The following is a 26,198-nucleotide window of genomic DNA, read 5'->3' as shown; positions in this document are numbered from 1 at the left end:
GGCCGTCGGGCGCTAGCGATCTAGGCAGGTAATGCTAACCTTATTTATCAAAGTTAGGTCAGCATAACCTTGGAGGATCGTTGTCGACCACGGAGCGCTTGCGCGTTGAGTATGTGACCGATCCGGCGGCAGCGATGTCCCGGCTGGCGGCTGCCGAGCGCTTCGGCGAATACGTGGTGTACGAGCGGCCCGGCGAATGGGTATTCGCAGCCGACCCCCTGGGCGGCGTTGAACTCGACGCGAATGAATTGCGCGTGAGTTGGGACGGGCGCGTTACGGCCGGTGCGTGGGAGGGCAGTCCGGCCAGTGTCATCGACCGTGCACTCGGCATGCTGCCGCTGGGTGGGCGCCGGGCCTACGGCTGGATCGGATTCGAATTCTGCGCATGGGCATTGGATGCGACCGCACATCTGGATCCGCGAACGGCGCTGGCTCATTTGATGATTCCGCGCATCGAGGTGCGGGTCGGCGCATCCGGCGTCCGGATCTCCGGTGCCACCCCCGCCGAGGCCAACGACATTCACGATCTCATTGCCGCCTCGCAGGACACCGAATTGCCGCGGGCGCAGCCGGTCGATGTGCGCCTGGATCCGACCGGATATCGCGACCGGGTCACCGAGGCGGTCGCGGAGATCCGTTCCGGCCGTTACCAGAAGGTCATTCTGTCCAGAAAGGTCGATCTGCCCTTCGCGGTCGACGTACCGGCCACCTACCGGCTCGGCCGTGCCAACAACACTCCCGCACGGTCGTTCCTGCTGCGCCTCGGTGGGCTGGAGGCGGCGGGATTCAGTCCGGAACTGGTCGCCGCCGTCGATGAGGATCGGGTGGTCACCACCGAGCCGCTCGCCGGAACCCGTGCCTTCGGCCTCGGTGCGGCGATTGATATGGCGGCTCGTGCCGACCTGGTCACCGATCCCAAAGAGATCGTGGAGCACGCGATTTCGGTCCAGACCTCCTTTGCCGAGATCACCGCGGTGGCCGATCCGGGCACCCCCGCGGTCTCCGATTTCATGGCGGTTCGCGAACGCGGCAGCGTGCAGCATCTGGCCTCCACCGTGCGGGGACGCCTCGCGGCGGACCGCACCAGTTGGGATGCGCTGGAGGTGCTCTTCCCGTCGGTCACCGCGTCCGGCATCCCGAAGCGGGCGGGTGTGGATTCGGTATTCCGACTCGACGGTGCGCCGCGCGGTCTGTACTCCGGTGCCGTCGTGACGGTTTCGCCGTCCGGTGCGATGGAGGCCACGCTGGTGCTGCGCGCGGTCTATCAGACCACCGAGGGCGCCTGGCTGCGTGCGGGCGCTGGCATCGTCGGGCAGTCGCGGCCGGACCGGGAATTCGAGGAGACCTGCGAAAAGCTGGGCAGTATCGCCCCCTATGTCGTCAAGGCGTCATAGCAGACCCATCAACTTCGGGGTGGGCTCCGAATATCTGCCGGGGCAACCCGGTTATCGGCGACATCCGGGTAGATCGGGGGCGGCGTAGGTCGGACTCACGCCGCCCCCGATCGTCCGATCAGGCGTGTCCGGTGCGCAGGGCCTTCTTATCGATCTTGCCGACGGCGGTGATCGGGAGCCGGTCGGCCCGGCGCACCAGGTCCGGCAGCTTGTAGGTGGCCAGACCGCGATGGGCCAGGAAGGACTTGAGCTGGGCCAGGGTCGGCATCTCGCCGTCGACGACCAGGACGGCGCACACCTTTTCGCCGAGTGCGGCATCGGGGAGGCCGACGGCCGCGGCATGGCGGACCGATGGATGGGCGAGCAGATGTTCCTCGAGTTCGTCGCAGGAGATGTTCTCGCCGCCGCGGTTGATGACGTCCTTGATGCGGCCGGAGACGATCAGGTGTCCGCTGGGGAGGCGGCGCACGAGGTCGCCGGAGCGGTAGTAGCCGTCGGCGGTGAAGGCGCGGGAATTGTGCTCGGGGGCGCGGTAGTAGCCACGGATCGTGTAGGGGCCCTTGGTGAGCAGTTCGCCCTCCTCGCCCGGGGCGACATCATTGCCGTCGGCATCCACGACGCGGATCTCATCGGCGGGGGAGAGCGGGCGGCCCTGGGTGGTGCAGACGAGCTCGGCGCTGTCGTCGAGGCGGGTGTAGTTGAGCAGGCCCTCGGCCATGCCGAATACCTGTTGCAGTTGTACGTCCAGCGCCGGTGCCACCTCGCGGGCATTCACTTCCGCGAGTCGGGCGCCGCCGACCTGGAGTAGTCGCAGTGAGCCGAGCTCGGCGTCCTCCCATTCGGTTGCCGCGCACCAGAGTTGGGCCAGTGGCGGCACCACCGCGGTGACCGTGACCCGATGGCGGGCGATCGCGGCGAAGGCGCTCTCCGGACTCGGATCGGTCGTGAAGGCAACGGCCGCGCCGACCGCGACGGTGCCGAGAATGCCGGGACAGGCGAGCGGAAAGTTGTGTGCGGCGGGCAATGTCGCGAGGTATACGTCGTCCTCGGTGAGTCCGCAGATCTCCGCGCTCGCGGTGGCGTTGTAGACGTAGTCGTCGTGGGTGCGTGCGATCAGTTTTGGCAGGCCGGTGGTGCCGCCGGAGACCAGCATCAGTGCGATATCGCTCGGGTCGATGGTCGGCAGCGAGCCGCCGTCGCGGGGAATCGAATTCAGATCGGTGCAGCCGCCGGGGTCGCCGAGTACGAGAATGTGGCGCAGGGTGGGCACGGCCGTGCGGACGGTTTCGGCCAGTTCGCGGTAGTCGAAGTCGCCGAGCCGGTCGGCAATGACGTAGGCGACCGCCTCGGAAAGTCCGGCCAGATGTTCGATTTCGGCGCGACGGTGGGCGGGCAGGGTCAGTACCGGAATGATTCCGGCGCGCAGCAATCCGAACAGGACGGTCAGGAACTCCGGGACATTCGGCAGCTGCACGACCACGCGGTCGCCCGGCGCGATCCCGAGCGCGAGTAGACCGTGTGCCATCCGGTCGGCCTCGGCATCGACCCATGCGTAGCTGCGGGCGCTGTCCGCATCCAGCAATGCGGCTCGGTTCGGATGCTGGGTCGCGGTCGTGCGCAACAGGTCGCCGAGCGGCCGGCCGGTCCAGTAACCGGCCGCGCGATATGCCTCGGCGTCGGCAGTCGGAAAGGGGACGTAGCCGTCGCGATGGGTGGGCCAGGTGGATGTCGAAGTCACGGTCTGCCTCACAGATGCCTGGTACTTGATCTACTGCCTGATGATCAGGTCTCATAAGATAGGTTAGGCAACCCTATCTCAATGCGATAGGCTGCCGCCGAGCAGTCTCGATCCGCCGAATGCGGCGGCGACCAAGGAGTGACAGCGCCAGATGGAGCCAGCACAGCGACCGGGGGACGGGGCGGGGACGACGATCGGCCGGGAGGAAATCCGCGCCGCGATCGCTGCGCAACTCGACGTAGCCGTCGAGACGATCGGCTTCGGCGACGATCTGATCCAGTTGGGGCTGGACTCCATCCGAACCATGAAACTGGCCGGGAGTTGGCGCAAGCGCGGTATCGACATCAACTTCGCGCTGTTGGCCGCGAACCCGACGGTGGACGGGTGGCATGACTTGCTCGGCGGATCCGGTGGAGATGATGCTCAGCCGGATCCGGAGGTGTCGGATGCCGATGCGGTGGTCGATCGGGCCGACGACGACACCCCCTTCGCGCTCGCGCCGATGCAGCATGCGTACTGGATCGGGCGCTCCGAATCCCAGGAACTCGGCGGCGTCGCGGCGCATCTGTATGTCGAATTCGACGGTGCGGGAGTCGATCCCGCCCGGCTCGAGCGGGCCGTCGACGCGCTGGTGCTGCGGCATCCGATGCTGCGCACGCGATTCCTGCCCGACGGCACCCAGCAGACCATGGCTCGGCCGGGTCGCTCGGTGTGGACCCGCACCGATCTGCGTGAGCTGCCGTCGGATGCGGCCGAGCGCAGGCTGGAGTCATTGCGGGAGGCGAGAACTCATCAGCGGATGGCGGTCGAGGACGGCCAGGTCATCGATATCGCGCTGACATTGTTGGCGGACGGACGGACCCGGCTGCACCTCGATGTCGATATGCTCGCCGCCGATGCGATGAGCTACCGCATTCTGATCAGCGACCTGGCTCGGCTCTATCACGGCGAATCGCTACCGCCGCAGACCTATACGTTCCGCCGCTACCTCGCGGAGCACCCGAGCGGTACCGGTGCCGAACATGAGCGGGACCGACAGTGGTGGCAGCAGCGGCTGCCCGAACTGCCCGGCGCGCCGGAACTGCCACAGGCGTCAGGGGTTTCGGGGGCCAGCCGTACCGCACGGCACCGTCGCTGGCTCGCGCCCGCGGCGAAGGCCCGGATATTCGAGGCCGCGCACGCTCGCGGCATCACCCCGGCCATGGCACTGGCATCGGTATTCGCCGAGACCATCGGCGGCTGGTCGGCCCAGCGGCGGTTCCTGCTCAATCTGCCGCTGTTCCATCGCGAACCGGTGCATCCGGAGGTCGACGGCGTGGTCGGCGACTTCACCTCGTCGGTATTGCTCGAGGTGGATGTGACCGAACCGGCGACCGTCACCGAACGGGCGCGGGCGCTACAGGCGAAGCTGCATGCGGCGGGCGCGCATACGGCGTACTCGGGACTGGAGGTGCTGCGCGACCTCGGGCGCCAGCGCGGTGAGCCGGTACTCGCGCCGATCGTCTACACCAGTGCGCTCAATCTCGGTGAACTGTTCGCCGATACCGTGACCGAGACCTTCGGCGATCCGGTCTGGATCATCTCGCAGGGTCCGCAGGTGCTGCTGGACGCGCAGATCACCGAGGTGCGCGGTGGGCTGCTGCTGAATTGGGATGTGCGCGAATCCGCCTTTCCCGCGGGCGTCGTCGAGGCGATGTTCGCACGCTATATCGATGCCATCCTGCGACTGGCCGGAGATATCGGGTCCGGTGAAATATCGTCGGCGGCCGGTTGGGATGCCGAGGCGGCGCTGCGGATTCCGCTGGAGCAGGCCGAAACCCGCGCCCGGGTCAATGCCACCGCCGGACCGGTCAGCGCAGGATTGCTGCACACCGGCTTCTTCGCCAGTGCCGCGACGAATCCCGATGCGCCCGCGCTGATCTGGGAACCGGGCGGTGTCATCTGCTACGGCAAACTCGCCGCCGAGGCACTGTCGGTCGCCGGTGCGCTGCGCGATGCCGGTGTGCTGCCGGGTGATTCGGTCGCGGTTCAGCTGCCGAAGGGGCCCGACCAGGTGGTGGCGACCCTCGGTGTGCTTGCCGCGGGCGCGGTCTACGTACCGATCGGCTTCGACCAACCGGCCGCACGGCGCGCGGAGATTCTGCGCATCGGCAATGCTGTCGCCGCCGTGACGGTCGGCGATAAGCAGATCCCGGAGGTCGGCACTGTCGCCTTGGCCGCCGCTCGGGCCTATCCGAAGCCGTTGGCGCGCCCCATCTTCGGTGATCCGGAAACCATCGCCTATATCCTGTTCACCTCCGGCTCGACCGGTAGGCCCAAGGGTGTGCAGGTCCCGCATCGTGCGGCCATGAACACCATCGACGACCTGAACGAACGCTTCGAGGTCGGCGCCGCGGATCGCGTGCTCGCCCTCTCGGCACTGGAGTTCGACCTGTCGGTGTACGACATCTTCGGCGTGCTCAGCGCGGGCGGCGCGGTGGTCGCGGTGGACGATGCACAGCGCGGCGAACCGGCCAACTGGGTGGAACTGATTCGCCGCCACCGGGTTTCGGTGCTCAACTGCGTGCCGAGCCTGCTCGATATGTTGCTCACCGCCGCCGCGGGGGCGCCGCTCGGCTCGCTGCGCACCGTCCTTCTCGGCGGCGACTGGGTCGATATCGCCCTGCCCGGTCGGCTCGCTGTGGTGGCGCCCGCCGCCCGCTTCGCCGGCCTGGGTGGTGCCACCGAAACCGCCATCCACTCCACCATCTGTGAGGTCGTCGACGGCGCGGTGGCCGCGGAATGGGCCGCCGTGCCCTACGGCACTCCGCTGCGCAATGTGCAGTGTCGCGTCGTCGGCCCGACCGGGCACGACTGCCCCGATTGGGTGACCGGTGAACTGTGGATCGGCGGCGACGGCGTCGCGGCGGGCTATCGCGGCGATCCGGAACGCAGCGCCGAACGCTTTGTGGTGCATGACGGCATGCGCTGGTACCGCACCGGCGATCTGGCCCGCTATCTGCCCGATGGCACACTGGAATTCCTCGGCCGTGCCGATCATCAGGTCCAGATCCGCGGCTACCGGGTGGAACTCGGTGAAGTCGAGAGCGCGTTGCGCCAGGTCCCCGGCGTCCGTCACGCCATTGCCGCCGTAGTCGGCTGCGTCGCGCCGAAACTTGTCGCCGCCCTTGTCCCCGAGGCGAGTACCGAAGTGGTGCCGGAGTCCGTACTGGCGGCCGCGGCGGAGCTCCTGCCCGCCTACATGATTCCGACGCGACTGGAAATTCTCGCGGAATTGCCGCTGACCTCGAATGCCAAACCGGATCGCAAGGCCGTGCGCGCCGTGCTCGAACGCGCCGATGACACAGTCGAATTCGTCGCGCCGCGCACCGCTCTGGAACGCGCGCTCGCCGATATCGTCGGCACGGTCCTCGATCCGGCCCGGGTCGGGGCCACCGACGACTTCTTCGCCCTCGGCGGTGACTCCGTCCTGGCCACGGCGGTGATCGCCCGTGTCCGCGAGTGGCTGGACACACCGGAGGCGATCGTTGTCGATCTCTTCACCGCCCGCACCGTGGCGGGTCTGGCCGCGCGCCTGCTGGACCGCGAAGCCGACCGGGGTGCGACCGGAAGGCTGGAGCGGGTGGCCGGGATGTATCTGGAGGTGGCGGCGATGAGCGACGATGAGGTGCTCGCCCAGGTTTGATGGTTGTCCTACGCTGCGGCCCGGGCGGATCGCAGCGGATGAGACTCGTCCCACACCGGACTAGACTCTCCCGCATGAGCAGGTGGGATCTGTCGAATATGCCCGATCAGAGTGGCCGGAAGATCATCGTCACCGGCGCGAACAGCGGGTTGGGGGCGGTGACCGCGCGTGCGCTTGCGGGGGGCGGTGCGCAGGTGATCTTGGCGTGTCGAAATGTGGCCAAGGGTGAGCACGTGGCCGGGGAGATCGGGCCGCTGGCCTCGGTGCGCAAACTCGATCTCGCGGATCTGGCCTCGGTGCGTGAGTTCGCCGATGGGGTGGACCAGGTCGATGTGCTGATCAATAACGCCGGGGTGATGGCGCTGCCGGAGCAGCGCACCGCCGACGGATTCGAAATGCAGATCGGCACAAATCATCTCGGACACTTCGCGCTGACCGGTTTACTGCTGGACAAGATTTCGGACCGGGTGGTCACGGTGTCCAGCGGCGCGCACCGCCTCGGGCGGATCGATCTCGAGGACCTGAACTGGGACCGCCGCAAGTACCAGCGCTGGCCCGCCTACGGTCAGGCCAAACTGGCCAACCTGATGTTCGCCTACGAGTTGCAGCGCAGGCTCACCGCGGCGGGTTCGTCGAAGCTCTCGGTGGCCGCGCATCCCGGTTATGCCGCAACGGAACTGCAGTCGCATACCGAGTCCATCCAGGACACCGTCATGACATGGGGGAATCGGCTGTTGGCGCAGAGCGCCGAAATGGGCGCGCTGCCAGAGATTTACGCGGCCACCGAATCGGTCGAGCCGGGCGCATTCTACGGTCCGCTCGGCTGGGGTGGAATGCGTGGCTATCCGGGGCGCTGCGGTTCGAGTGCGGCATCCAAGGATGAGCAGGTTGCGCGTGAACTCTGGGAGTTGTCGGAGAAGCTGACGGGAGTCACCTACAGCTTCGGCGAATGACCGCATCTCAGTCGGCCAATTCGGCGGCCGAGGCTGTATGACTCACGTCATATGCGGTGATGTCACACCTCGCCGGGGCGCGTCGTCCTCTCTGTGAACCCATCCGAATGGAAAGGCACAGATCATGGAACAGCGCTTCAACCTCCACGCCAACCCGGTCGCCGGCAGCTTCGTCAAGCGCCTCACCACTGCCAGCAAGGTGATCGACGGATCCGAGTTGCCCGCCGCCACCTATGAATTGGTCAAGATCCGCGCCAGCCAGATCAATGGCTGCGGCTACTGCACCGATATGCACACCAAGGACGCCGCGCACGCGGGCGAAACCTCGGTGCGGCTGAACCTGGTCGCCGCATGGCACGAGGCCACTGTCTTCACCGATGCCGAGCGCGCCGCCCTCGCCCTCACCGAGGAGGCCACCCGCATCGGTGACGGCCGCAGCGTCAGCGATGAGACCTGGGCGCAGGTGCGCAAGCACTACGACGACGATCAGACCGCCGCTCTCATCGCGGCCATCGCGATGATCAATGCCTGGAACCGGATGAACGTGATCGTTCGCACTCCGGCGGGCGACTACCAGCCCGGCCAGTGGGGGTGAGCCGGCCCGAATCTGCCGCAATCCGGCTCGGGCGCAGCCGGCTGGGTGGCGGTGCCGAAAGTTGGCCCCGGCGTCACTGGGAGGTTGCACCTGGTACTGTCGGCGTCGTGCAGCGCGTGTATTTCTGGTTTAGCAACCCGGCCCTGGGTGGGCCGGTCTGCGGCAACCGCATGCGCTGACTGCACCTCCACCCCCGAGCCGGATGAAGACCGGCTCGACGGGTTCGATATCCGTGGGTCGGCCTTGAAGTAAAGGAACCCACAAACGATGACTACCGCAGCCGACATAGACGCGCGGCATTCCGATCTCGACGACCAACGCACCCTGAGTGTGAGCCCATTGCGCTCACCGGCCGAGGTGCGCATGGTCCACCCGATCACCGATCCGCTGGCGGATGTGGTCCGCGCCGGTCGCAGGGCCACCATCGATGTGCTCAACGGCGACGACGATCGCCTGATGGTGATCGTCGGGCCGTGTTCGGTACACGATCCCGTCGCCGCGCTGGACTACGCCCGCCGCCTGGCTGCCAAGGCGGCCGAGCTGAACGACCGGCTGCATGTGGTGATGCGGGTCTACTTCGAGAAGCCGCGCACCACCCTCGGCTGGAAGGGGCTGATCAACGATCCGCACCTGGACGGTTCGTTCGACGTCAATACCGGTCTCGGCATCGGCCGCAAGGTGCTGGTCGATATCACCGCGCTCGGCCTGCCGGTGGCCTGTGAATTCCTCGACCCGATCACCCCGCAGTACATCGCGGATCTGGTCTCCTACGGAGCCATCGGCGCGCGTACCGCGGCCAGCCAGGTACACCGCCAGCTCAGCAGCGCGCTGTCCATGCCGGTCGGCATCAAGAACGGCACCGACGGCGATGTGCAGGTGGCCGTCGACGGTGTCCGCGCCGCCGCGGCCAGCCACGTTTTCCCGGGCACCGATCTGGACGGCCGCTCGGCGCTGATCCGCACCACCGGCAATCCGGACTGTCACGTGATCCTGCGCGGCGGCAGCACCGGTCCGAACTACGATGCCGCCTCGGTCGCCGAGGCCTGCATCCGGCTGGAGAAGGCCGCGCTGCCGCAGCGGATCGTGGTCGATGCCAGCCACGGCAATAGCAATAAGGATCACAACAAGCAGGTCGATGTGGTCACCGATATCGCGGGCCGGTTGGCCGCGGGCGAATCGGGCGTGGTCGGGGTGATGCTGGAGAGCTTCCTCGTCGCGGGCCGCCAGGATCTGACCCTCGGTCACGCCGATGCGCTGACCTACGGCCAGTCCATCACCGATGCCTGCATCGACTGGGAGACCACGGCCGCCCAGCTCGACCGGCTCGCCGACGCGGTGCAGCTGCGCCGCAATCGCTGAACTCGGCGCCCGCCCCGGTGAAAGCCGGGGCGCGGCTACGGCTTTCGGCGTGGTCTGGCGACCACGCCGAGGATATCGCCGGAGCAGACGGTGTCGCCGTCGAAGCCCGCGGTGGCCAGATAGTCGATGAGATGTCCCGGCGCCGGTTCGGGACTGGTGCGGGTGTGCCGGTCGCTCAGATTCCGGGTGGCCAATCCGCGACCGGGCCGGGCGGGTCCGTCGCCAGCCGCCCGGCCAGCCACATATCGCGGCGGACGCCACGCTGGACGCCGCCGAGCCGGGTCATGCCCTCGTAATGAAAGCCGTTGCGGCGCACGGCGGCGGCCGAGGCGTGGTTGCCGACGAAGGCGCGCCAGCCGATCCGGGCCAGCGCCAATCCGTCCGGGTGGAAGCCGAATTCGCAGACGAGCGCGATCGCGCGCGACATCACCCCGCGACCGCGCTGTGCGCGCGCGAGCCAGAAGCCGATCTCCGAGGTCGACGCATCACGTTGGCCGAGGTCGATCATGCCGACGACCGGACCGTCGGCGCGCAGCCGGATCGCCCAGATCGGGCCGCGGGCGGCCCAGCCCGGCGTGACCATCTCGTTGAGGAAGGCCTCGGCATTCGCCCGGTGATACGGCACCGGAATCGTCACCCACTCGGCGATGGTGGGCTCCTGACAGCAATCGACGATGTCGTCGATATCGGCCTCGGTCGGCCGCGACAGCCAGACGGTGCCATCGGTGAGCGGGTGATCCTGCATTCGATCATCGTGTCATGCAACCCCCTGTCGGATCATGTGGATTTCGCATGACGGCCGGTCCATACCGCGATCAGGGGACGATCGCGCAGACCGTAGAATCGGACCGATGGTTTCCGCTCTGCTCGCCGATCTGTTCGAATCGCATCGAGCGCATCTGCTCTCGGTCGCATACCGGCTGACCGGCAGCGCGCGCGACGCCGAGGACGCCGTGCAGGAGAGTTGGCTGCGGCTGGCCGGTGCACATCAGTCCGAGATCGAGGATCTGCGGGCCTGGCTGACCACGGTGGTCGGCCGGATCTGCCTGGACCACTTGCGCAGTGCCGCGGTGCGCAGGGAAAGCTATGTGGGCCAGTGGCTTCCGGAGCCGGTGGTAACCGGCATCTCGCCGTCGAGTACACCCGACCCGCTGGAAGCGGTGGTGCGCAAGCAGGAATGCAGCCTCGCCGCCTTGGTGGTACTGGAAAGTCTGACACCGCCACAGCGCGTGGCATTCGTACTGCACGACGGGCTTTCGGTGCCCTTCGGCGAGATCGCAGAAATCCTCGGTGTCTCGACGGAGGTGGCGCGCCAGCTGGCCGTGCGGGCGCGGAAATCCGTCGCGCAGGCCCCGCCGCCCACTCCGAATGCCGAGCACGAGGCCGCGGTGCGGAAGTTCTTGGATGCGCTGTCCGCCGGAGATATCGGCGCGGTAACCGCGGCGCTGCACCCGGATTCGGTGCTGATCGGCGATGCCAACGGCACCACCTCCACCGCGGTCAATATCATCGGCGGCGCGGACAAGGTCGCCCGTTTCTTCCTCGGACTGGTGCGCAAGTACGGGTTGGACGGTTCGGCGGAGCCGACGCTCGAATACGAATTTGCCTCGGTCAATGGGCAATTGGGTTTGGTCGTGCATCGGGTCGGCCCGGGCTACGGGCGCCTCGAAGGTCCGGCCCGGGTCCTCGGATTCGCCGTTCGCGACGGATTGGTCTGCGGTGTCTACGATCTCGCGAATCCGGAAAAGCTGTCCAGGGTGCGCCTCGGTTGAGGCGGTGTCAGGCCGTGCCCTCATCGCCGGGCCTGACACCGCCGGTCGGGCTACGGCGTGGACGAGCCCAGGAACCAGTTCCCGGTGGACGATCCGGTGCCGCTATTGCCGGTCGATGAGCCGCTGAACCAGTCGCCGGTGGAGGAGCCGAATCCGGAGATCAGTTCGTGTACGACATGTCGAACGAAACCCAGTGCGGTTCCGGCGACCTCCGACGCGGCCGGATTCAGTACCAGGTCCAGATACGAGGCCATTGGCGCCCCTTTCGAGCTACCGCCTTGTGAGCGGTTTGTGAGGTAGAACACGGCGAGGCTAGCCGTCGTTGGGGAAACGCACAACCATGCAGGTAGAAGCCGCAATTCAAAAGTGAAACATAGCCTTTCGCTATCTAACGGCAACGATAGCGACCATTGGGCTACGCTCCGGGTATGCCCTCGCAACCCGCGACCGTCGCTCGCCTGCGCCCCTTTGCCTCCACGATCTTCGCGGAGATGACCGAATTAGCCGTCCGCCATGAGGCGGTCAATCTGGGGCAGGGCTTTCCGGACACCGATGGACCCGCAGGCATGCTCGAGGTCGCGCGCCAGGCCATCGCCGACGGGTTGAACCAGTACCCGCCGGGGCGCGGCATGCCGATCCTGCGCCGCGCCATCGCCGCCGACCGGGCTCGCCGCTACGGCACCCGATACGACCCGGACACCCAGGTGCTGGTCACCGTCGGCGCGACGGAGGCGATCAGCGCCGCGGTACTCGGTCTGGTGGAACCCGGCCAAGAGGTCGTGCTGATCGAGCCCTACTACGACTCCTACGCCGCCGCGATCGCCCTGGCCGGGGCCCGACGGCGCACCGCCCACCTCGTCGCCGACGGGGATCGCTTCGTCCTCGACCTGGACAGCCTGCGCGCCGCGATCACACCCGCGACCAGGATGCTGATCGTCAATTCACCGCACAATCCGACCGGCACCGTACTCGACCGCGCCGATCTCACCGCGATCGCCGAAATCGCCTGTGAACACGATCTATTGGTGCTCACCGACGAGGTCTACGAACATCTCGTCTACGACGGCAACGAGCACATCAGCCTCGCCACCCTGCCCGGTATGGCCGATCGCACCGTGGTGGTGTCCAGCGCGGCAAAGACTTTCAGCGTCACCGGCTGGAAAACCGGCTGGGCCTGCGGTCCCGCAGATCTCATCGACGGTGTGCTCGCGGCCAAACAGTTCATGACCTTCGTGGCGGGCGGGCCGTTCCAGCCCGCCGTCGCGCACGCGCTCAACAATGAACTCGGCTGGGTCGTGGGACTGCGGGACACGCTGTCGGAGAAGCGCCTCCGCCTCGCCGCCGCGCTGTCGGATACCGGTTTCGGGGTCAAGCAGAGCGCTGGCGGGTACTTCATCTGCGCGGATATCACGCCGCTCGGCGGCACCGACGGTCTGGCGTTCTGCCGGGAACTTCCGGGTCGACTCGGTGTCGCGGCCGTGCCCATCAGCGTCTTCGCCGACCATGCCGAGGCATGGAAGCACCTGGTGCGCTTTACCTTCTGCAAGCGTGACGAAACCTTGGACGAGGGCGTGCGCCGACTCCGCGCGGGAGTTCGAGTGAACTCGACGACCTAGGCCCGGTCCTGTGGGCGCCGCCGAGCCTGCGGCGCGTGCCAGTCGTAGCGCAGCGCGAGCAGTCGAAATGTGATGGCGCCGAGCGCGGCACCGCCGCCGGTGATCGGGTTGTAGGCATTGAAATGCAGCAGCGTCGCCGTCGCGGCGGCCCCGAAAAGGGCTGGTACCGCATAGATCTGCTCGGGTATCAGCACGCTCGGCGTCTGCCCGCCGAGCAGATCCCGGATCACCCCGCCGCCGATTGCGGTGACGAGTCCGAGCAGCGTTGCCGACGGTGCGCCCAGGCCGTGGTTGTAGGCGATCACGGTGCCGGTGACGCAGAACAAGCCGAGCCCGAATGCATCGGTCACCTCCAGCGGTCCGCTGGTCACCCGCGGCGATGGATGCCAGAAGAAGATGACCGCGGCCGCGAGCAGTGCGGTCCACAGATAGCTGAGATCAACGAACGACGCCGGCGGGGTCCGGCCGATCACCAGATCCCGGATCACCCCGCCGCCGAGCGCCGTACTGCAGGCCAAGACCACGATCCCGAAGACATCGAACCCCCGCCGCACCGCGAGCAGCGCCCCCGAGGTTGCGAACGCGACAACGCCGAACAACTCCCCGACATGCTGCACGGTGTTGACCGCGGAATCGAAATGCGCCATGCGCACACGATCACATACCCGCCGCACCGGTCACATCGAGGCCACCGCGCACATCCGTGGCGGCGCCGTGCTGTATTGCGATGGTCGCATCCGCCGAGTGCTCACTGCGTCGACGTGGTGACTACTCGTGCCCAGCCGAGGCGAGTCCATCCGCCTCGTGTATCGAGGCGATACCGAACTCGGGGCAGGCCCGCGTGAAAGCCGGGTGGGTCAGGCGGGCATCGGGCGAGCACGGTCGGTGGCAAGCAGTACGGCGATCCCGCCGAGCATGGTGCCCATGACATAGCGCTGGATCCGCAGCCACAGCGGGCGACCGGTCAGGAAGGCGGCGATTGTGCCCGCACCGAGCGCGATCAGTCCGTTCACCGTCAGCGCCACCGCGATCTGCACCGACCCGAGGCACAGACTCTGCAACCACACTCGCCCGTGCTCGGGCACCACGAACTGCGGAATCAACGCCATGTACATGATCGCGATCTTCGGATTCAGCAGATTGGTGACCAGACCCATGGTGAACAATCGCCCGGTCGAATCCGCGGGCAGCTCGGTGGGCACGAAGACCGAGGTCCCGCCGGGCCGCACCGCCTGCCAGGCCAGCCACAGCAGATATCCCGCCCCCGCCAACTTCACCGCCAGGTACAGCCCGGGAACCACCGCGAACACCGCCGTGATCCCGGCCGTGGCCGCCGCCAGATACACCCCGAACCCGGCCGCCACGCCCCCGAGTGACACCAATCCGGCCCGCCGACCTTGGGAAACACTGCGCGATACCAGATACATCATGTTCGGCCCTGGCGTCAGCACCATCCCCAACGCCGCCGCTGCCACTCCGAGAACCGCCGCAGTTTCGATCATGGCCCCGATCTTGACCCACATCTCCCGCGCTCGTCTCGGTCCAGTCGAGCACCGGTGGCCTGGCGTCCCGGAACAAAACAGCCGCCTCACACGCTGTATGTGCGAGGCCGACGCGAGCTATGCCCGTCGGCATTGGCCCCGCACTCGCCGGGTTGTCGGTGGTGTCGGGAAGAATGGGCCGAAGTCGCACGCGCGATCGGACACGCACGCCGACGCCGTATACGAGGAGAGACGACTGTGACCGAGTGCAGCGAGGGAACCATAGACACAGCACCTCCGGTCGCGGCGGAGCCGAGCGTTAGCGAGGCGCAGCTGTGACCGAGCGCAGCGAGGGAACCATAGACACAGCACCTCCGGTCGCAGCGGAGCCGAGCGTTAGCGAGGTGCAGCTGTGACCGACGGTCCGCTGATCGTTCAGAGTGACAAGACGCTGCTGCTCGAGGTCGACCATGAGTTGGCCGGGGTGGCGCGGCAGGCCATTGCGCCGTTCGCGGAGTTGGAGCGGGCACCCGAGCATGTGCACACCTATCGGGTGACGCCGCTGGCGCTGTGGAATGCGCGGGCGGCGGGGCATGATGCCGAGCAGGTGGTGGATGCGCTGGTCAGTTACTCGCGATATGCGGTGCCGCAGCCACTGCTGGTCGACATCGTCGACACCATGGCCAGGTACGGCCGGTTGCAGCTGGTGAAGAATCCCGCGCACGGGTTGACGCTGGTCAGTCTGGATCGGGCGGTGCTCGAGGAGGTGCTGCGGCACAAGAAGATAGCCCCGATGCTCGGTGCCCGCGTCGATGAGGACACCGTCGTCGTGCACCCGTCCGAGCGCGGCCGGATCAAACAGATGCTGCTGAAGATCGGCTGGCCCGCCGAGGATCTGGCGGGTTACGTCGACGGCGAGGCGCATCCGATCGAGCTGGACTACACCGGCGGCCACTGGCATCTGCGCGACTATCAGGAGATGGCCGCGGAATCGTTCTGGGCCGGTGGTTCCGGCGTGGTCGTGCTGCCGTGTGGCGCTGGCAAGACGATGGTCGGCGCGGCGGCGATGGCCATGGCGAAGGCCACAACGCTGATCCTGGTCACCAATACCGTGGCCGGACGGCAGTGGCGGCGTGAACTGCTGGCGCGAACCTCGTTGACCGAGGAGGAAATCGGCGAATACTCCGGTGAGCGCAAGGAGATCCGTCCGGTCACCATTGCCACCTATCAGGTGATCACCCGCCGCACCAAGGGCGAGTACAAACACCTCGAACTCTTCGACAGCCGCGATTGGGGCCTGGTCATCTACGACGAGGTGCACCTGCTGCCCGCACCGGTTTTCCGCATGACCGCCGATCTGCAATCGCGGCGCCGGCTCGGTCTCACCGCGACCCTGGTGCGCGAGGACGGCCGCGAGGGCGATGTCTTCTCGCTGATCGGCCCGAAGCGCTACGACGCCCCGTGGAAGGATATCGAGGCCCAGGGCTGGATCGCCCCGGCCGAATGTATCGAGGTCCGGGTCACCCTCACCGATGCCGAGCGAATGGCCTACGCCACCGCCGAACCGGAGGAGCGCTATAAGCTCTGCTCGACCGCGCGCACGAAAATCCCTGTGGTGGAATCGATTCTGGCCCAGCACAAGGATGCGCAGACCTTGGTCATCGGCGCATATCTCGAGCAATTGGATGAACTCGGCGCCGATCTCAACGCCCCCGTTATTCAGGGTTCGACGAAAACCAAAGAGCGCGAAGAACTTTTCGACGCCTTCCGGCGCGGTGAGATTCCGGTGCTCGTGGTGAGCAAGGTCGCGAATTTTTCCATCGATTTACCCGAAGCGTCTGTCGCGGTACAGGTTTCGGGAACCTTCGGTTCGCGCCAGGAAGAAGCGCAACGCCTCGGTCGGTTGTTGCGGCCGAAACACGATGGTGGCCAAGCCCACTTCTATTCGGTCGTCGCGCGTGACACCCTGGACGCCGAATATGCCGCGCACCGACAGCGGTTCCTCGCCGAACAGGGGTACGCCTATCGCATAACGGATGCCGATGACTTGCTGGGACCGCCCATCGGATAATCAGCGGAACTTGTCGGTACCCTTCGGTAGAGTGGCGCCCGTGTCGGCAACGACACTCCGGACCTCCAAGCGGGAGGCCGGGTTATCAACGCCTGTGGAGAGTTTGGCTCTGGTCGGCCACTGCTTGGACCGGCGAATCCGGGCTCGGTGAAACAGGAACCTACATCGGCAACGATGCAGGAACACCCGAGAAGGGTGGTGTTGGACGATCTGTACAACACGCTGTAGGAATGAGACGTGCGACGCTTCGATTTCATAGTTGACCGCAAGCACGCCCGCGCGGTCAACGAAGTCGTCGCAAGTTTGCGCCGGCTACGAGCGGTGGCGATCGGTGCCGCAGTCCTGCTGGGGCTCGGCACCGCTTTCCTGGTCTGGCTGAACCATCCATGGGCCTATCTGCTGGCGATTGCCTTCGCGCTCGGTGTGGTGGTCGCGGTGTGGGTGGCGTACTGGACGCCGCACCGTTCCAGCATCGATAAGCTCTACGCCGACGGTGAGCTGGTCCCCGCGGTTGTCTCGGAGACCCATCCGAGCGGGGTGGTGCTGCTCGCCCTGGTCGACGTCTCGAAACCGGAGACTCCCGAGCCGCGCTGGGCCCTGGTGATCAGGAAGGTGCGCGACCTGCCCGGACACGAGAAGCGCGCGGGCGAGCGGGTGCCATCGGTCGCGGTGCGCACCGATCGGGCGCCGCGTCAGGTCGGCGAGCGCTGGCAGTCGGTCAGCGCGATGCCGATCGCCTGGGGCACCCGGGACGGCGCGGTCATCGAGCGGGCCCGCGCGGCCATCAGCGAGGTCGAATGGCGGCTGCTCACCGATAATCTCGCGCTCGCCGACAAGGTTCGGCGCACCTCCGCCAAACGTTTGCTGCTCGACCCGCACCAGTTGCCCGGTGACCTGGGTTCCTGATCTCCGAATTCCCTTGCGCTGCCTAATAGACTCGGTAGATGGTTCCGGCGTCAAATCTGCTGGCTTTTACCGCCGCATCGATTGTCATCATCGTCATCCCTGGACCGGGTGTGCTGTTCACCATCGGCCGCGCGCTCGCGCTCGGCCGCCGCGCCGCCCTGGTCTCGGTGTTCGGCCATGCGGTGGGCGTTTTCGTCGCGCTGCTACTGGTCTCGGTCGGGCTCGGCACCCTGCTCGCGGCATCGGCGCTCGCTCTCACCGTGGTGAAGTTCGCGGGTGCGCTGTATCTGATGTACCTCGGTATCCAGGCGATTCGCGAGCGCAAGGCGCTGCGCGAGGCACTCGAGGTCAAGGTCGACCCGGCCGATTCGAGGGTGTTCCGGCAGAGCGTCTTCGTCGGGCTGACCAATCCCAAGGCGATCGTCTTCTTCTCGGCGGTGCTGCCGCATTTTGCCGATCCAGCGGCGGGTTCGCTGCCATTGCAGTTCCTGATTCTCGGCACCGTCTTCCTGGCTATCGCGCTGGTCTCCGATAGTGCGTGGGGCCTGCTGGCCGCATCGGCACGCGCCTGGTTCGCGCGTTCACCGCAACGGCTGGAGGCGGTCGGCGGTGCAGGCGGTGCGATGATCTTCGGTCTCGGCGCATCGGTGGCACTCAGCGGTAGCGCCGACTGAGGCGGTTACCATCCATCCAGGTCGGGTGGGCCGGAAGGGGTGGTCATCGAATGAGGTTGTCCGGGTTGTGGTGTGCGGCGGTGGTCGGCGCGCTGGTCGCGGCTCCTATACCCGTGAACGCCGATCCGGTGCCCCCGAACGTCGATCCGGTGGTCGGCGCGGCCGGACTGAGCGACCCGTACTATCCGCTGGACGGTAACGGCGGCTACGACGCCGACCACTACGAGGTCAGCATCGACTACGACCCGCCGAGCCACCAGCTCACCGGCTCCACTCGGATCGATGCCACCGCCACCCAGGCGTTACGGATGTTCAACCTCGACTTCAACGGCCCCGATGTGCGCATGGTGTCGGTGAACTATCTGCCCGCCGCCTTCGACCGCAACGGCGAGCACGAACTGACCGTGACGCCACTGCTGCCGCTGTTGCCCGGCCTGCCGTTCACCGTGACCGTCGACTATGCGGGCCAGGTCGCGGATACCGAGGGCGCGGGCTGGACCTATGCGCCCAATGGCGGCGCCTTCGTGGCGGGCGAGCCGCGTTCGGCGACCTCCTGGTACCCGCTCAATGACACCCCGCTGGACAAGGCCACCTTCACGCTGCACGCATCGGTGCCCGAGGAGTGGGAGGTGGTCTCCACTGGGGTGCGGACGCAGAACACGGTCACCGGTGCGAAGCGCAATGTCACCTGGGAGACACACCAACAGGTGCTCGGCTACCTAACCACCGTCGCCATCGATCACTACAGCTACCTCGAGCAGCGCCGCGCCAATGGCACCCCGTTGATCAGCGCCTTCGCCCAAGATGCGGAGCGCAATCGGGAAACCGAACAGCGCCTGCCCGAAATCCTCGACTTCGCGGAGGCGCTCTACGGGCCCTATCCGTTCGACGCGGCGGGCGGCATCTACGTCGACGCGGACCTGGATTTCTCGCTGGAGACCCAGACCCGCCCCATCTACGCGCCGTGGACCGATCTGCCGACCGTGGTGCACGAAATCGCGCACCAATGGTGGGGCGATTCGGTATCGGTGCGGCAATGGTCCGATATCTGTCTCAACGAATGCTTCGCCAGCTACACCGCGGACTACCTGTGGCCAGAGCGAATGGAAGGCAAAGACGTCGACGCCGAATACCGCAAAACCATTCGGAAAAATCGTGATGAGCCTAAGTTCTGGGATATTCCCCTGGAGAACCCGGGCGCCGGAAATGAATTCACCTCCGTCTACTACCGTGGCCCGCTGTTCCTGCACGCGCTGCGCAAACAACTGGGCGACGATATATTCTTCGCCGCCGTCCGGCAATTCAATACCGCACACGCCTACGGCAATGCCTCGATGCCGGAATTCCGCACCTTCATGCAGTCGAAATCCCCCACCGATCTGACCGGTTTCTTCGACGCCTGGCTGAACCGCACCACGCCGCCCTCGGACGAGTACCTCTTCCCCGGCACCCTGCGCGATTGAGAATTACTCGCCGTCGACGCGCTCGCGGGCCCGTTGCACCCAGCGCTCGGCCCGATCGAGTTGCTTCTGCGCCGAACGCAACCCGTCCTGCGCGCCGCGCTCGGCGGTGCGGGCGAACTGCTTCTGCTGTTCGGCGTGTGCCAGTTCCGCGCGCACGGCCGCGATCCGAGATTCGCTCTCGGCCAACCGGTTCGCCGCCTGCTCGGTCTCGTCCTGTGCCGCTTCCATTGCGGCGCGGGCGGATTGGAGGGCGGCCAGCGCATCGTCGAGGTCCTGGCGCGCGTCGTCCCGCGCCGGTTTCGCCGCGGATTCCGTTGTGTCCGTTGTGTCGACGGCCCGCAGCGCGGCCCCACTCGGTCCGAAGCCTTCGTAACTCGCCGCGGTCGTCAATGTTCCGGTGCGCACCTGCTCGGCCACCTTGTCATCGGCCAGCGCCGCCGTCAGCGTCTGCCCCACCTCGCGCAATACCCCCTCGCCGACCGAATGTCCGCGGTCGGCGGCCAGCGCACCGGCGCGTCTGGCAAGGGCATTGACCACCTGCTGCCGCTGCACGGTCAGCGCGCGCAACTGATCGCCGGACAGTTCGCGTTGTGCCGCGCGCAAGGCCGTGCCCAGCCGCAGCAGTGCCTCGATATCGTCGGGTGCCGCGCGGGCCAGCAGATTCACCGTCCACGCTACTACCGTCGGTTTGCGCAATTTGCCGATGGCGGCGGCGAGTTCCTTATCGCCCGCATCCTTGGCCTCGGCGACGCGTGCCGCCCTGGCGGCGATGAACTCCCCAGGGGTGAGTGCATACAGGTCGACGGCGACCTCCTCGAGCCTCATAATTTCCAAGCGTAACGACCGGGTCGCCGGAAGCGACAGAGTGCATGTACTGGACAGACGTCCACATGTTCGAAATGCGAAAGGCATTGCCAGTGAGCTATTTAGGAATCGTGGTCCTCGCCAACCTGATCCCGAAATTCCTGAGCCTCGGGTTGTCGGGGCTGACCGGACTGCACGCGTTGTACTGAGCAGCGCCCCGGGGGCGGTCGGTCGTCCGAACTGCTGATGCGGTTCGGACGACCGTGACGGTATCCTCACCGCGTTCACGACTACCGTGAACGCGTTCGGTGAGAGAGGGTTTCACGTTGAAGTTCCCAGGAACGAGGCTGCTGGCACGTCTTGTGCTCGCCCTCCTGGCGGTGGGTGCATTGGTGGCCGCGGTGACCGGTTGTTCGGCGCTCGACGATGCAAGTAAGTCCGACACCGCCAAGGCGAAGGTCGGTGACTGCATCAATGTCACCGACAGTTCGTCGACGGCCACCAAATCCGAGCCGGTCGACTGCTCCTCGGCCAAGGCGGTCTACAAGGTATTCCAGACCGCGGACAAGAAGCTCGACTGCGCTGCCGAATACACCACCTACACCGAGGACCTGGTGAGCGGTAGCAAGGCCTACATGTGCCTGGCGCCGAACTTCAAGCAGGGCAGCTGCTATGCCGATGTCGGCACCAACCCGTACAAGTACGTGGACTGCTCCGCATCGGAGGCCACCTTCAAGGTGGTCAAGCGCATCGACGGCCAGGCCGACGAACTGCTGTGCGGTGCCGATGCGACCAGCTTCGTGACCGTCCCGGATCCGAAGGTCACCTTCTGCCTCGGCGCAGCCAAGGGCTGATTATTCGAGCAGCGCGACCGACGCGATCCGGTGCAATGTGAAATGCCGGATCGCGCCGGTCACCGGGTCCAGTGCGTCGAGCTGGCCGTTGCCGACCTTCAGCGGTTCGACCACGCGCTGCGACGCGACGCCCTGGGCGTCGACATAACCGATATTGACCGACCGCCGCACCCGCGCCGCCAGTTGCAGCAGCGCCAGGGTTGCGGCGGTACTGGTTCGGGTGCCATCGGTGCGCACCGCCTCGCCCTTGCGCACGCTGGCGGCCCGCTCGCTCGCGCGCAGTTCCGTGACGAGCAGTGCCAGCTGTTCGCTGCTCGGCGGCGTCGGGCGATACGGCTGCCTGGCATGCGGGCGGACGGCGATTCGGGCGCCGCGCGGGCGCAGATCCACAATGGTGCCCGCCGAATCCTCACCGGCCGGGGCGAATCCGGCCGCGCGCAGCCGTTCGAGCAGTTCGCCGAGCGGGGCCTGCGCAATGGCGACGGTGGGTGCGATGCCCCGCAGCGCCAGTTCACTCGCCACCGGCGAGGCCAGCACCTGAGCCAGCAGCGCTGGATCGTCGCTGCGCACGAACGCCTGCGCCATTCCGGCCCGTAGCTGGCCGTGCCTGCGGGCCACGTCATCGATCAGATAGGTCAGCGACTGGGGGATCGGTGTGCGGGAGTGGGTGGTGAACAGGGTATGCAGTTCGGCCGCCGTCATCCCGGCATCCAGCGCGCGCCGTACCGAGGTATCGCTGATCCGGTAAACCGTTGCCGCACCCGCGGATTCGACATCGGCGACGAGGGCGACCCGACTCTGCAATTCGGGGGTCAGCGGTCCGGGCGCGATAACCGTCAGATCTGCCTGGACCAGCACATGATCGACCGGTTCCGGCAGGGCCGATTCCATCGCGGCTTCGGCATCGGATGCGCTGGTCGGCGCACCGTGTAGCAGCGCCCTGGCCGGTGAGCCGAGTGCGCCGCGCCCGATGAATCCCAGCGTCGCGGCCTCCTGCAGCGTGTGCTCGACCGCCTCTGAGCGAAAGTGCCTGCGCCACCGCGGTTGTCGCCAGGACAGGATCCGACCGATATCGGCGGAATGCAGTGCCGCGCCGGTCGGATATTCGGCGAGCAGATTCAGCATGGTGCGCCGGTCGCGCGGCGCGTGCGGGGTACGCAGTTCGATCGACAGTGCCGCGATCGGTTTGTCGTTGGCATCGCGCATACCGATCATCCACGGCATGCGGTCCAGGTCGAGCCAGGCCAGTGCCAGCGCCACCCAGCGGCGTGCGGGCGGAGCGTCGCGCCAGCCGTCCGCGGCCGGGGTCGGTGCCCAGAAGTCGTCGGTGGAGTCGAATTCCGGTGGCGGGTCCGGCATCCCCTTCTCGACGAGTTTGGCCGCCGCGAGCAGTTCGACGAGCAGTCCGGCGCGCGGTTCGTCGATTCCGGTCTGTTTGGCGATGCGGCGCAATTCCCGCACCCCGAGCCCACCGGCCCGCAAGGCGGGTGCGGGCGCTTGGCCGAGGGCGTCCAGAATGTCGGCGCAGTGCCGGAGCAGTTCGCCCACTTCGCCCGCCGCGACCGCGTTCACCTCGGCGGCGGTGTGCTTCGCCGGTGTCGGATCCGGCGGTTTCAGCGCGTGTGGATGGGTCACCGGCTCCCGGCGCAGCAGCTGACCGACGGTGACCGGGAGTTCGACCGTCTCATCGTCGATCCAGTGCAGCAGTCGGCGGGCGAGCAGCTGCTGGATCGGGCGGTCGGCGGGCGTGCCCGGTGCGGCGTCCCTGCTGCGGCCGCGCGGGCCGGTGGCGGCCAGTTTGTCCAGCAGTGCGTGTTCGGCGGGGGAGACCGCCGCGAGGGCGGCCACCACCTCGGGCTCGGTCAGGGCGTCCGGAGTCTCGGTGGCGGCGCCGATCGGCCATGGCAGTGCCTCGGCAGCGGTCGGGATCAGATGTAGATCGTCACCGTCGTTCCACACCAGCGCGCGATCGGATAAGCGGGTCAGTGCGGCATCGATCGCCGCGACCCGAACGCGATCTTTCAACTGCGAGCGCAGCGCCTTGCGGCTCATCGGCGTCCCACCCGACCCCGTCGACCGGTGCACCGCAAGGGTTTCCACGATCGCGAACTCCAGCGTGTCGAGATCGTCGGTGGCGCGCAGCACCGACGCGCGCTGCTCGGCGCGTGCCGCGAGCACGGCCATCGAGGAGGGCAGTGGTACGGCCAGATCGGGCCGGAGTTCGAGCAGGGCCACCAGCTGCGCATCGCTACGGGCCGCGAGCCAGCCCGCCAGTGAATCGGTCGCAGGCTCCCCCGCCTCACCGGGTCTGCTGGTCGTGAGTGCCGCGTGACCTACGTCGCGGGCTTGCGGTCGTGTGCCTGGCACGGCTTTGGGTGTCCCCGACGAGTTACCCATGTGCTCTCGAGATCAGTTGTCGCGTCACAGTCCGAATGTTGCCGATTTTGTCAGCCTAGTGGATGTGGACTACCCGCCGCCGGGCGACAGCGGAGGGCAGAGTGCTCGCGGGTCGCTCGCGTGCCACAATGTGGTCGTGGTGAACAAATCGAAGAAACCCTACGTCGACAATGGCTGGCCCTCGCTGGAGGACGGTGGCCACGCGGTCACCGAACTGTCATCGACTCGTTCCGGTGGGCTTTCGCCGTTCGGCGAGGACACCGAGTTTCCGGTCCCGGCCGATCAGCTGCCGTACATGCACCCGAACACGGTGATCAACCGCTGAGAACCCAGACGGAAAACCCGCGGATACGACGAAGGTCCCCGCATCACCATTGATGCGGGGACCTTCGTCGTACGGTCTGCTCGGTGGCGACTCAGGAGGGCAGCAGGCCCTTGTTCGCCTCGTAGAAGCTCACGACCGCCGGGTCGAGCTGAGTGCCCTTGGCGGCGTTGAAGAAATCGAGGGCTTCCTTCGGGATCTCGACGCCCTGTCCCTGCACGACGGCGACGGCGCGGTCGATCGCATCGAAGACCTGCTGGCTCGGGTCGGCCACGGCCTGTTGCGGGGCGGCCGGGGCCGGGTTCCAGCGCGGGGTCTCGGCGGAAGAGGGGGCGCTGCGCGGGGTGGATGCGGAGCTCAGGCCGAGCGAGGCCGAGCAGCCGGGCCAAGCGCCCCAGCCCTGGCTGGCGAGGACCTTCTCGGCGACCGCGATCTGCTGTTCGCGGCTGGCCTGGTTGGCCGTCGCGGCGTATTCGCCGCCGCCGTGTGCACTCCAGGTGCCCGGGGAGAACTGCAGTCCACCTTGGAAACCGTTGCCGGTGTTGATGCCCCAGTTGCCTCCGGCCTCGCACTGTGCGAGTCGATCCCAGTCCTGATCGGGTGCCGCGCTGGCATTTCCAGCGAATGCAACACCTGCGGTGCCGATGATCGCGCCGGTGACGGCGACCTTGGCTACGGTGCGCCCGGTGGAGGTTGGCTTGCGATGGCGTCCACTCATTGCGGGTTCGTCTGCCTCTCGTACGCATCTGCAAGTGGTCCGGACTGAGAGGTCGTCCGTCCCGCCCTCACCCCTGCTTCCGTTGGGGTCCGGTACCCGCGGGGCGAGGTTCGATGCGGCGGGCCGGTGGTTGCCGGTTGTCCCGGCTGGGTAAGACCGTACGACGATCCGCGCGAAAAATCACTATTTGGTAACCGGCGGGTCCGTGTCGGTCTCGGACCGGTATCGGTTGCGGCGGTGATGCTTCCGTGCAGTTGAGAGACGGTGCGGCCCGGCCGGCGACGGGCGGCTACGGCTCCGTGACCGGTCTGTTATGTGACGAGGATCACATCGATGATTCGGTAACGATTAGCAGGGGTAACCGGTTCACCGCGACCGTCGGCCGGACCACAGCGCGAAGCCGACCGCGCTCAGGAAACCGAGCGGCGCCAGCATTGCGGTCAGATACAGCCACAGGGCCGGGTCCGAATCGCTGAAAATCGGCGTCAGAAATATGGCGACGATCGCAAGCAATCCGATCGCGAACAGGCCGAGCGCCACATACAGCAACCAGTCGCTTGCACGGCGTGGTGAGCGGCTCGGGGGCGGTGGCGCGGAAGGGTTCGTCACTGCTCGACCGTAAAACTGATGTGCTTGCGTTATTCGCACCGGGGTAGACTCAGTGTCTATCGCGTCCTGCATAGCTGTGGGGCGCGTTCTTTTCGCAAACTGACAGGATCCGTTCGCGTTTCATCGGACGGATCCCGGGCAGACGGATGTGCTCGGGCCGATGGGGCCCGAGTTTCGATGATGAACGGGTGAGCGCAGTGCCGACCGGCAGGGTGAAGTGGTACGACGTCGAAAAGGGCTTCGGCTTCCTTTCCCAGGACGAGGGTGAGGACGTCTACGTCCGTTCGTCCGCGCTGCCGGATGGAGTGGAGGGCCTCAAGCCCGGTCAGCGCGTCGAATTCGGGATGGCCGCGGGCCGCCGTGGGCCGCAGGCGCTGAGCCTCAAGGTGCTCGAATCGCCGCCCTCGGTCCGGCAGGGCCAGGACCGCGATCGCAGCGCGCACAAGGAACCGGCAGCGCGCAAGCACACGCCGGACGAACTGCACGGGATGGTCGAGGACATGATCACCCTGCTGGAAGCCAAGGTGCAGCCGGATCTGCGTAAGGGCAAGTATCCGGATCGCAAGACCGCGCAGCGCATTTCGGAAGTGGTGCGGGCGGTCGCGCGCGAACTCGATCACTGACGTTCGCGGATAACGAGTTTCGCGCGCTGCCCGGACACGGGCAGCGCGCGAAGCGTTTCTGCGGGCTTTCGAGCGGTCGCTGCTGACCTTTTCCAGCGGCCTGCAGGCGGTCGCTGCCGACCCTTTCGAGCGACCTGCAAGCAGTCGCTGCCGACCCTTTCGAG

The 26,198-nt window shown here is 66.9% G+C and carries 24 protein-coding genes; 14 read left to right on the top strand and 10 right to left on the bottom strand.

The genetic code is table 11. The annotated features are described in order from the left end of the window. The first annotated feature begins 80 nt into the window (after positions 1-80). On the top strand, positions 81-1,394 hold the full coding sequence (gene nbtS / locus ABZW16_RS28840) for a nocobactin biosynthesis salicylate synthase NbtS (protein ID WP_354959214.1): 1,314 nt from the start codon (positions 81-83) through the stop codon (positions 1,392-1,394). 118 nt (positions 1,395-1,512) lie between these two features. Here nbtS and ABZW16_RS28835 read toward each other — a convergent pair whose 3' ends face one another. Next, positions 1,513-3,132, bottom strand: coding sequence for an AMP-binding protein (locus ABZW16_RS28835; RefSeq protein ID WP_354959213.1), 1,620 nt, complete (start codon positions 3,130-3,132; stop codon positions 1,513-1,515). 151 nt (positions 3,133-3,283) lie between these two features. On the opposite strand from ABZW16_RS28835, the gene ABZW16_RS28830 reads away from it, so the two are divergent. The 4 genes from ABZW16_RS28830 to ABZW16_RS28815 all read left to right on the top strand — a co-directional run bounded on the left by ABZW16_RS28830 (position 3,284) and on the right by ABZW16_RS28815 (position 9,724). After that, positions 3,284-6,817: an amino acid adenylation domain-containing protein gene (locus tag ABZW16_RS28830; protein ID WP_354959212.1), complete on the top strand. Its 3,534-nt coding sequence runs from the start codon at positions 3,284-3,286 to the stop codon at positions 6,815-6,817. A gap of 74 nt (positions 6,818-6,891) precedes the next feature. Further along, positions 6,892-7,770 carry an oxidoreductase gene (locus tag ABZW16_RS28825; protein ID WP_354959210.1) on the top strand — a complete coding sequence of 293 codons (879 nt, stop codon included), beginning with the start codon at positions 6,892-6,894 and terminating at the stop codon, positions 7,768-7,770. A 124-nt stretch (positions 7,771-7,894) separates the two neighbouring features. Further along, positions 7,895-8,365 carry a carboxymuconolactone decarboxylase family protein gene (locus ABZW16_RS28820; RefSeq protein ID WP_354959209.1) on the top strand — a complete coding sequence of 157 codons (471 nt, stop codon included), beginning with the start codon at positions 7,895-7,897 and terminating at the stop codon, positions 8,363-8,365. Positions 8,366-8,632: 267 nt separating this feature from the next. Beyond that, entirely contained in the window at positions 8,633-9,724 is a 1,092-nt protein-coding gene (locus ABZW16_RS28815) for a 3-deoxy-7-phosphoheptulonate synthase (RefSeq protein ID WP_354959208.1), read from the top strand. 35 nt (positions 9,725-9,759) lie between these two features. Here the strand turns inward: ABZW16_RS28815 and ABZW16_RS28810 are convergent, their stop codons facing one another. Together ABZW16_RS28810 and ABZW16_RS28805 are read right to left on the bottom strand one after the other, a co-directional pair. Continuing rightward, on the bottom strand, positions 9,760-9,918 hold the full coding sequence (locus ABZW16_RS28810; protein WP_354959207.1) for a hypothetical protein: 159 nt from the start codon (positions 9,916-9,918) through the stop codon (positions 9,760-9,762). Then, positions 9,900-10,469, bottom strand: coding sequence for a GNAT family N-acetyltransferase (locus ABZW16_RS28805; RefSeq protein WP_354959206.1), 570 nt, complete (start codon positions 10,467-10,469; stop codon positions 9,900-9,902). Before ABZW16_RS28805 ends, ABZW16_RS28810 begins: the two co-directional genes overlap by 19 nt. A gap of 106 nt (positions 10,470-10,575) precedes the next feature. Here ABZW16_RS28805 and ABZW16_RS28800 point away from each other — a divergent pair, with 106 nt between their 5' ends. Next, positions 10,576-11,496: a sigma-70 family RNA polymerase sigma factor gene (locus ABZW16_RS28800; protein WP_354959205.1), complete on the top strand. Its 921-nt coding sequence runs from the start codon at positions 10,576-10,578 to the stop codon at positions 11,494-11,496. Between the two features lie 50 nt (positions 11,497-11,546). On the opposite strand, the gene ABZW16_RS28795 is transcribed toward ABZW16_RS28800, so the two are convergent. After that, entirely contained in the window at positions 11,547-11,750 is a 204-nt protein-coding gene (locus ABZW16_RS28795) for a hypothetical protein (RefSeq protein WP_354959204.1), read from the bottom strand. A gap of 174 nt (positions 11,751-11,924) precedes the next feature. Between ABZW16_RS28795 and ABZW16_RS28790 the strand changes: the two genes are divergently transcribed. Continuing rightward, a complete protein-coding gene (locus ABZW16_RS28790; protein ID WP_354959203.1) occupies positions 11,925-13,112 on the top strand; it encodes a pyridoxal phosphate-dependent aminotransferase in 1,188 nt (395 codons plus the stop codon). On the opposite strand, the gene ABZW16_RS28785 is transcribed toward ABZW16_RS28790, so the two are convergent. Further along, positions 13,109-13,759: a trimeric intracellular cation channel family protein gene (locus ABZW16_RS28785; RefSeq protein ID WP_354959202.1), complete on the bottom strand. Its 651-nt coding sequence runs from the start codon at positions 13,757-13,759 to the stop codon at positions 13,109-13,111. The two genes, ABZW16_RS28790 and ABZW16_RS28785, sit on opposite strands and share 4 nt — an antisense overlap. A gap of 210 nt (positions 13,760-13,969) precedes the next feature. After that, entirely contained in the window at positions 13,970-14,614 is a 645-nt protein-coding gene (locus tag ABZW16_RS28780; protein ID WP_354959201.1) for a LysE family translocator, read from the bottom strand. A gap of 391 nt (positions 14,615-15,005) precedes the next feature. Between ABZW16_RS28780 and ABZW16_RS28775 the strand changes: the two genes are divergently transcribed. The 4 genes from ABZW16_RS28775 (at position 15,006) to ABZW16_RS28760 (ending at position 19,707) form a co-directional block, all read left to right on the top strand. Beyond that, entirely contained in the window at positions 15,006-16,664 is a 1,659-nt protein-coding gene (locus tag ABZW16_RS28775; protein WP_354959200.1) for a DNA repair helicase XPB, read from the top strand. A 237-nt stretch (positions 16,665-16,901) separates the two neighbouring features. Then, the gene (locus ABZW16_RS28770) at positions 16,902-17,570 is read left to right on the top strand and encodes a DUF3239 domain-containing protein (RefSeq protein ID WP_354959199.1); all 669 of its coding nucleotides are present in this window, start codon (positions 16,902-16,904) and stop codon (positions 17,568-17,570) included. Positions 17,571-17,608: 38 nt separating this feature from the next. Beyond that, positions 17,609-18,244, top strand: coding sequence for a LysE family translocator (locus ABZW16_RS28765; RefSeq protein ID WP_354959198.1), 636 nt, complete (start codon positions 17,609-17,611; stop codon positions 18,242-18,244). Between the two features lie 50 nt (positions 18,245-18,294). Next, complete coding sequence (locus ABZW16_RS28760) at positions 18,295-19,707, top strand: M1 family metallopeptidase (protein WP_354959197.1); 1,413 nt, start codon at positions 18,295-18,297, stop codon at positions 19,705-19,707. A 3-nt stretch (positions 19,708-19,710) separates the two neighbouring features. On the opposite strand, the gene ABZW16_RS28755 is transcribed toward ABZW16_RS28760, so the two are convergent. Then, positions 19,711-20,532 (bottom strand): hypothetical protein, encoded by an 822-nt coding sequence (locus tag ABZW16_RS28755; RefSeq protein ID WP_354959196.1) that lies wholly within the window; start codon positions 20,530-20,532, stop codon positions 19,711-19,713. Between the two features lie 305 nt (positions 20,533-20,837). Here ABZW16_RS28755 and ABZW16_RS28750 point away from each other — a divergent pair, with 305 nt between their 5' ends. Then, complete coding sequence (locus ABZW16_RS28750) at positions 20,838-21,365, top strand: hypothetical protein (RefSeq protein WP_354959195.1); 528 nt, start codon at positions 20,838-20,840, stop codon at positions 21,363-21,365. On the opposite strand, the gene ABZW16_RS28745 is transcribed toward ABZW16_RS28750, so the two are convergent. Beyond that, positions 21,366-23,639, bottom strand: coding sequence for a helicase-associated domain-containing protein (locus ABZW16_RS28745; RefSeq protein WP_354959223.1), 2,274 nt, complete (start codon positions 23,637-23,639; stop codon positions 21,366-21,368). It abuts the gene before it with no gap. Between the two features lie 259 nt (positions 23,640-23,898). Between ABZW16_RS28745 and ABZW16_RS28740 the strand changes: the two genes are divergently transcribed. Then, a complete protein-coding gene (locus ABZW16_RS28740) occupies positions 23,899-24,087 on the top strand; it encodes a hypothetical protein (RefSeq protein ID WP_062988419.1) in 189 nt (62 codons plus the stop codon). Positions 24,088-24,178: 91 nt separating this feature from the next. Here ABZW16_RS28740 and ABZW16_RS28735 read toward each other — a convergent pair whose 3' ends face one another. Then, on the bottom strand, positions 24,179-24,802 hold the full coding sequence (locus ABZW16_RS28735; protein ID WP_354959194.1) for a transglycosylase family protein: 624 nt from the start codon (positions 24,800-24,802) through the stop codon (positions 24,179-24,181). Positions 24,803-25,168: 366 nt separating this feature from the next. Then, entirely contained in the window at positions 25,169-25,411 is a 243-nt protein-coding gene (locus tag ABZW16_RS28730) for a hypothetical protein (protein WP_354959193.1), read from the bottom strand. 197 nt (positions 25,412-25,608) lie between these two features. On the opposite strand from ABZW16_RS28730, the gene ABZW16_RS28725 reads away from it, so the two are divergent. Next, positions 25,609-26,034 (top strand): cold-shock protein, encoded by a 426-nt coding sequence (locus tag ABZW16_RS28725; RefSeq protein WP_354959222.1) that lies wholly within the window; start codon positions 25,609-25,611, stop codon positions 26,032-26,034. Positions 26,035-26,198 lie beyond the last annotated feature (164 nt).

It is taken from the genome of Nocardia sp. NPDC004604 (assembly GCF_040609795.1).
Taxonomy (GTDB): domain Bacteria; phylum Actinomycetota; class Actinomycetes; order Mycobacteriales; family Mycobacteriaceae; genus Nocardia.
Note: the sequence above shows the minus strand (reverse complement) of the source record. Positions and strands in the feature narration are given on the sequence as shown.

Coding starts and splice junctions, on each gene's coding strand:
- ABZW16_RS28830 (WP_354959212.1), top strand. CDS start 3,284: ATGGAGCCAGCACAGCGACCGGGGGACGGGGCGGGGACGACGATCGGC.
- ABZW16_RS28825 (WP_354959210.1), top strand. CDS start 6,892: ATGAGCAGGTGGGATCTGTCGAATATGCCCGATCAGAGTGGCCGGAAG.
- ABZW16_RS28820 (WP_354959209.1), top strand. CDS start 7,895: ATGGAACAGCGCTTCAACCTCCACGCCAACCCGGTCGCCGGCAGCTTC.
- ABZW16_RS28815 (WP_354959208.1), top strand. CDS start 8,633: ATGACTACCGCAGCCGACATAGACGCGCGGCATTCCGATCTCGACGAC.
- ABZW16_RS28805 (WP_354959206.1), bottom strand. CDS start 10,469: ATGCAGGATCACCCGCTCACCGATGGCACCGTCTGGCTGTCGCGGCCG.
- ABZW16_RS28800 (WP_354959205.1), top strand. CDS start 10,576: ATGGTTTCCGCTCTGCTCGCCGATCTGTTCGAATCGCATCGAGCGCAT.
- ABZW16_RS28795 (WP_354959204.1), bottom strand. CDS start 11,750: ATGGCCTCGTATCTGGACCTGGTACTGAATCCGGCCGCGTCGGAGGTC.
- ABZW16_RS28790 (WP_354959203.1), top strand. CDS start 11,925: ATGCCCTCGCAACCCGCGACCGTCGCTCGCCTGCGCCCCTTTGCCTCC.
- ABZW16_RS28785 (WP_354959202.1), bottom strand. CDS start 13,759: ATGGCGCATTTCGATTCCGCGGTCAACACCGTGCAGCATGTCGGGGAG.
- ABZW16_RS28780 (WP_354959201.1), bottom strand. CDS start 14,614: ATGATCGAAACTGCGGCGGTTCTCGGAGTGGCAGCGGCGGCGTTGGGG.
- ABZW16_RS28765 (WP_354959198.1), top strand. CDS start 17,609: ATGGTTCCGGCGTCAAATCTGCTGGCTTTTACCGCCGCATCGATTGTC.
- ABZW16_RS28760 (WP_354959197.1), top strand. CDS start 18,295: ATGAGGTTGTCCGGGTTGTGGTGTGCGGCGGTGGTCGGCGCGCTGGTC.
- ABZW16_RS28755 (WP_354959196.1), bottom strand. CDS start 20,532: ATGAGGCTCGAGGAGGTCGCCGTCGACCTGTATGCACTCACCCCTGGG.
- ABZW16_RS28735 (WP_354959194.1), bottom strand. CDS start 24,802: ATGAGTGGACGCCATCGCAAGCCAACCTCCACCGGGCGCACCGTAGCC.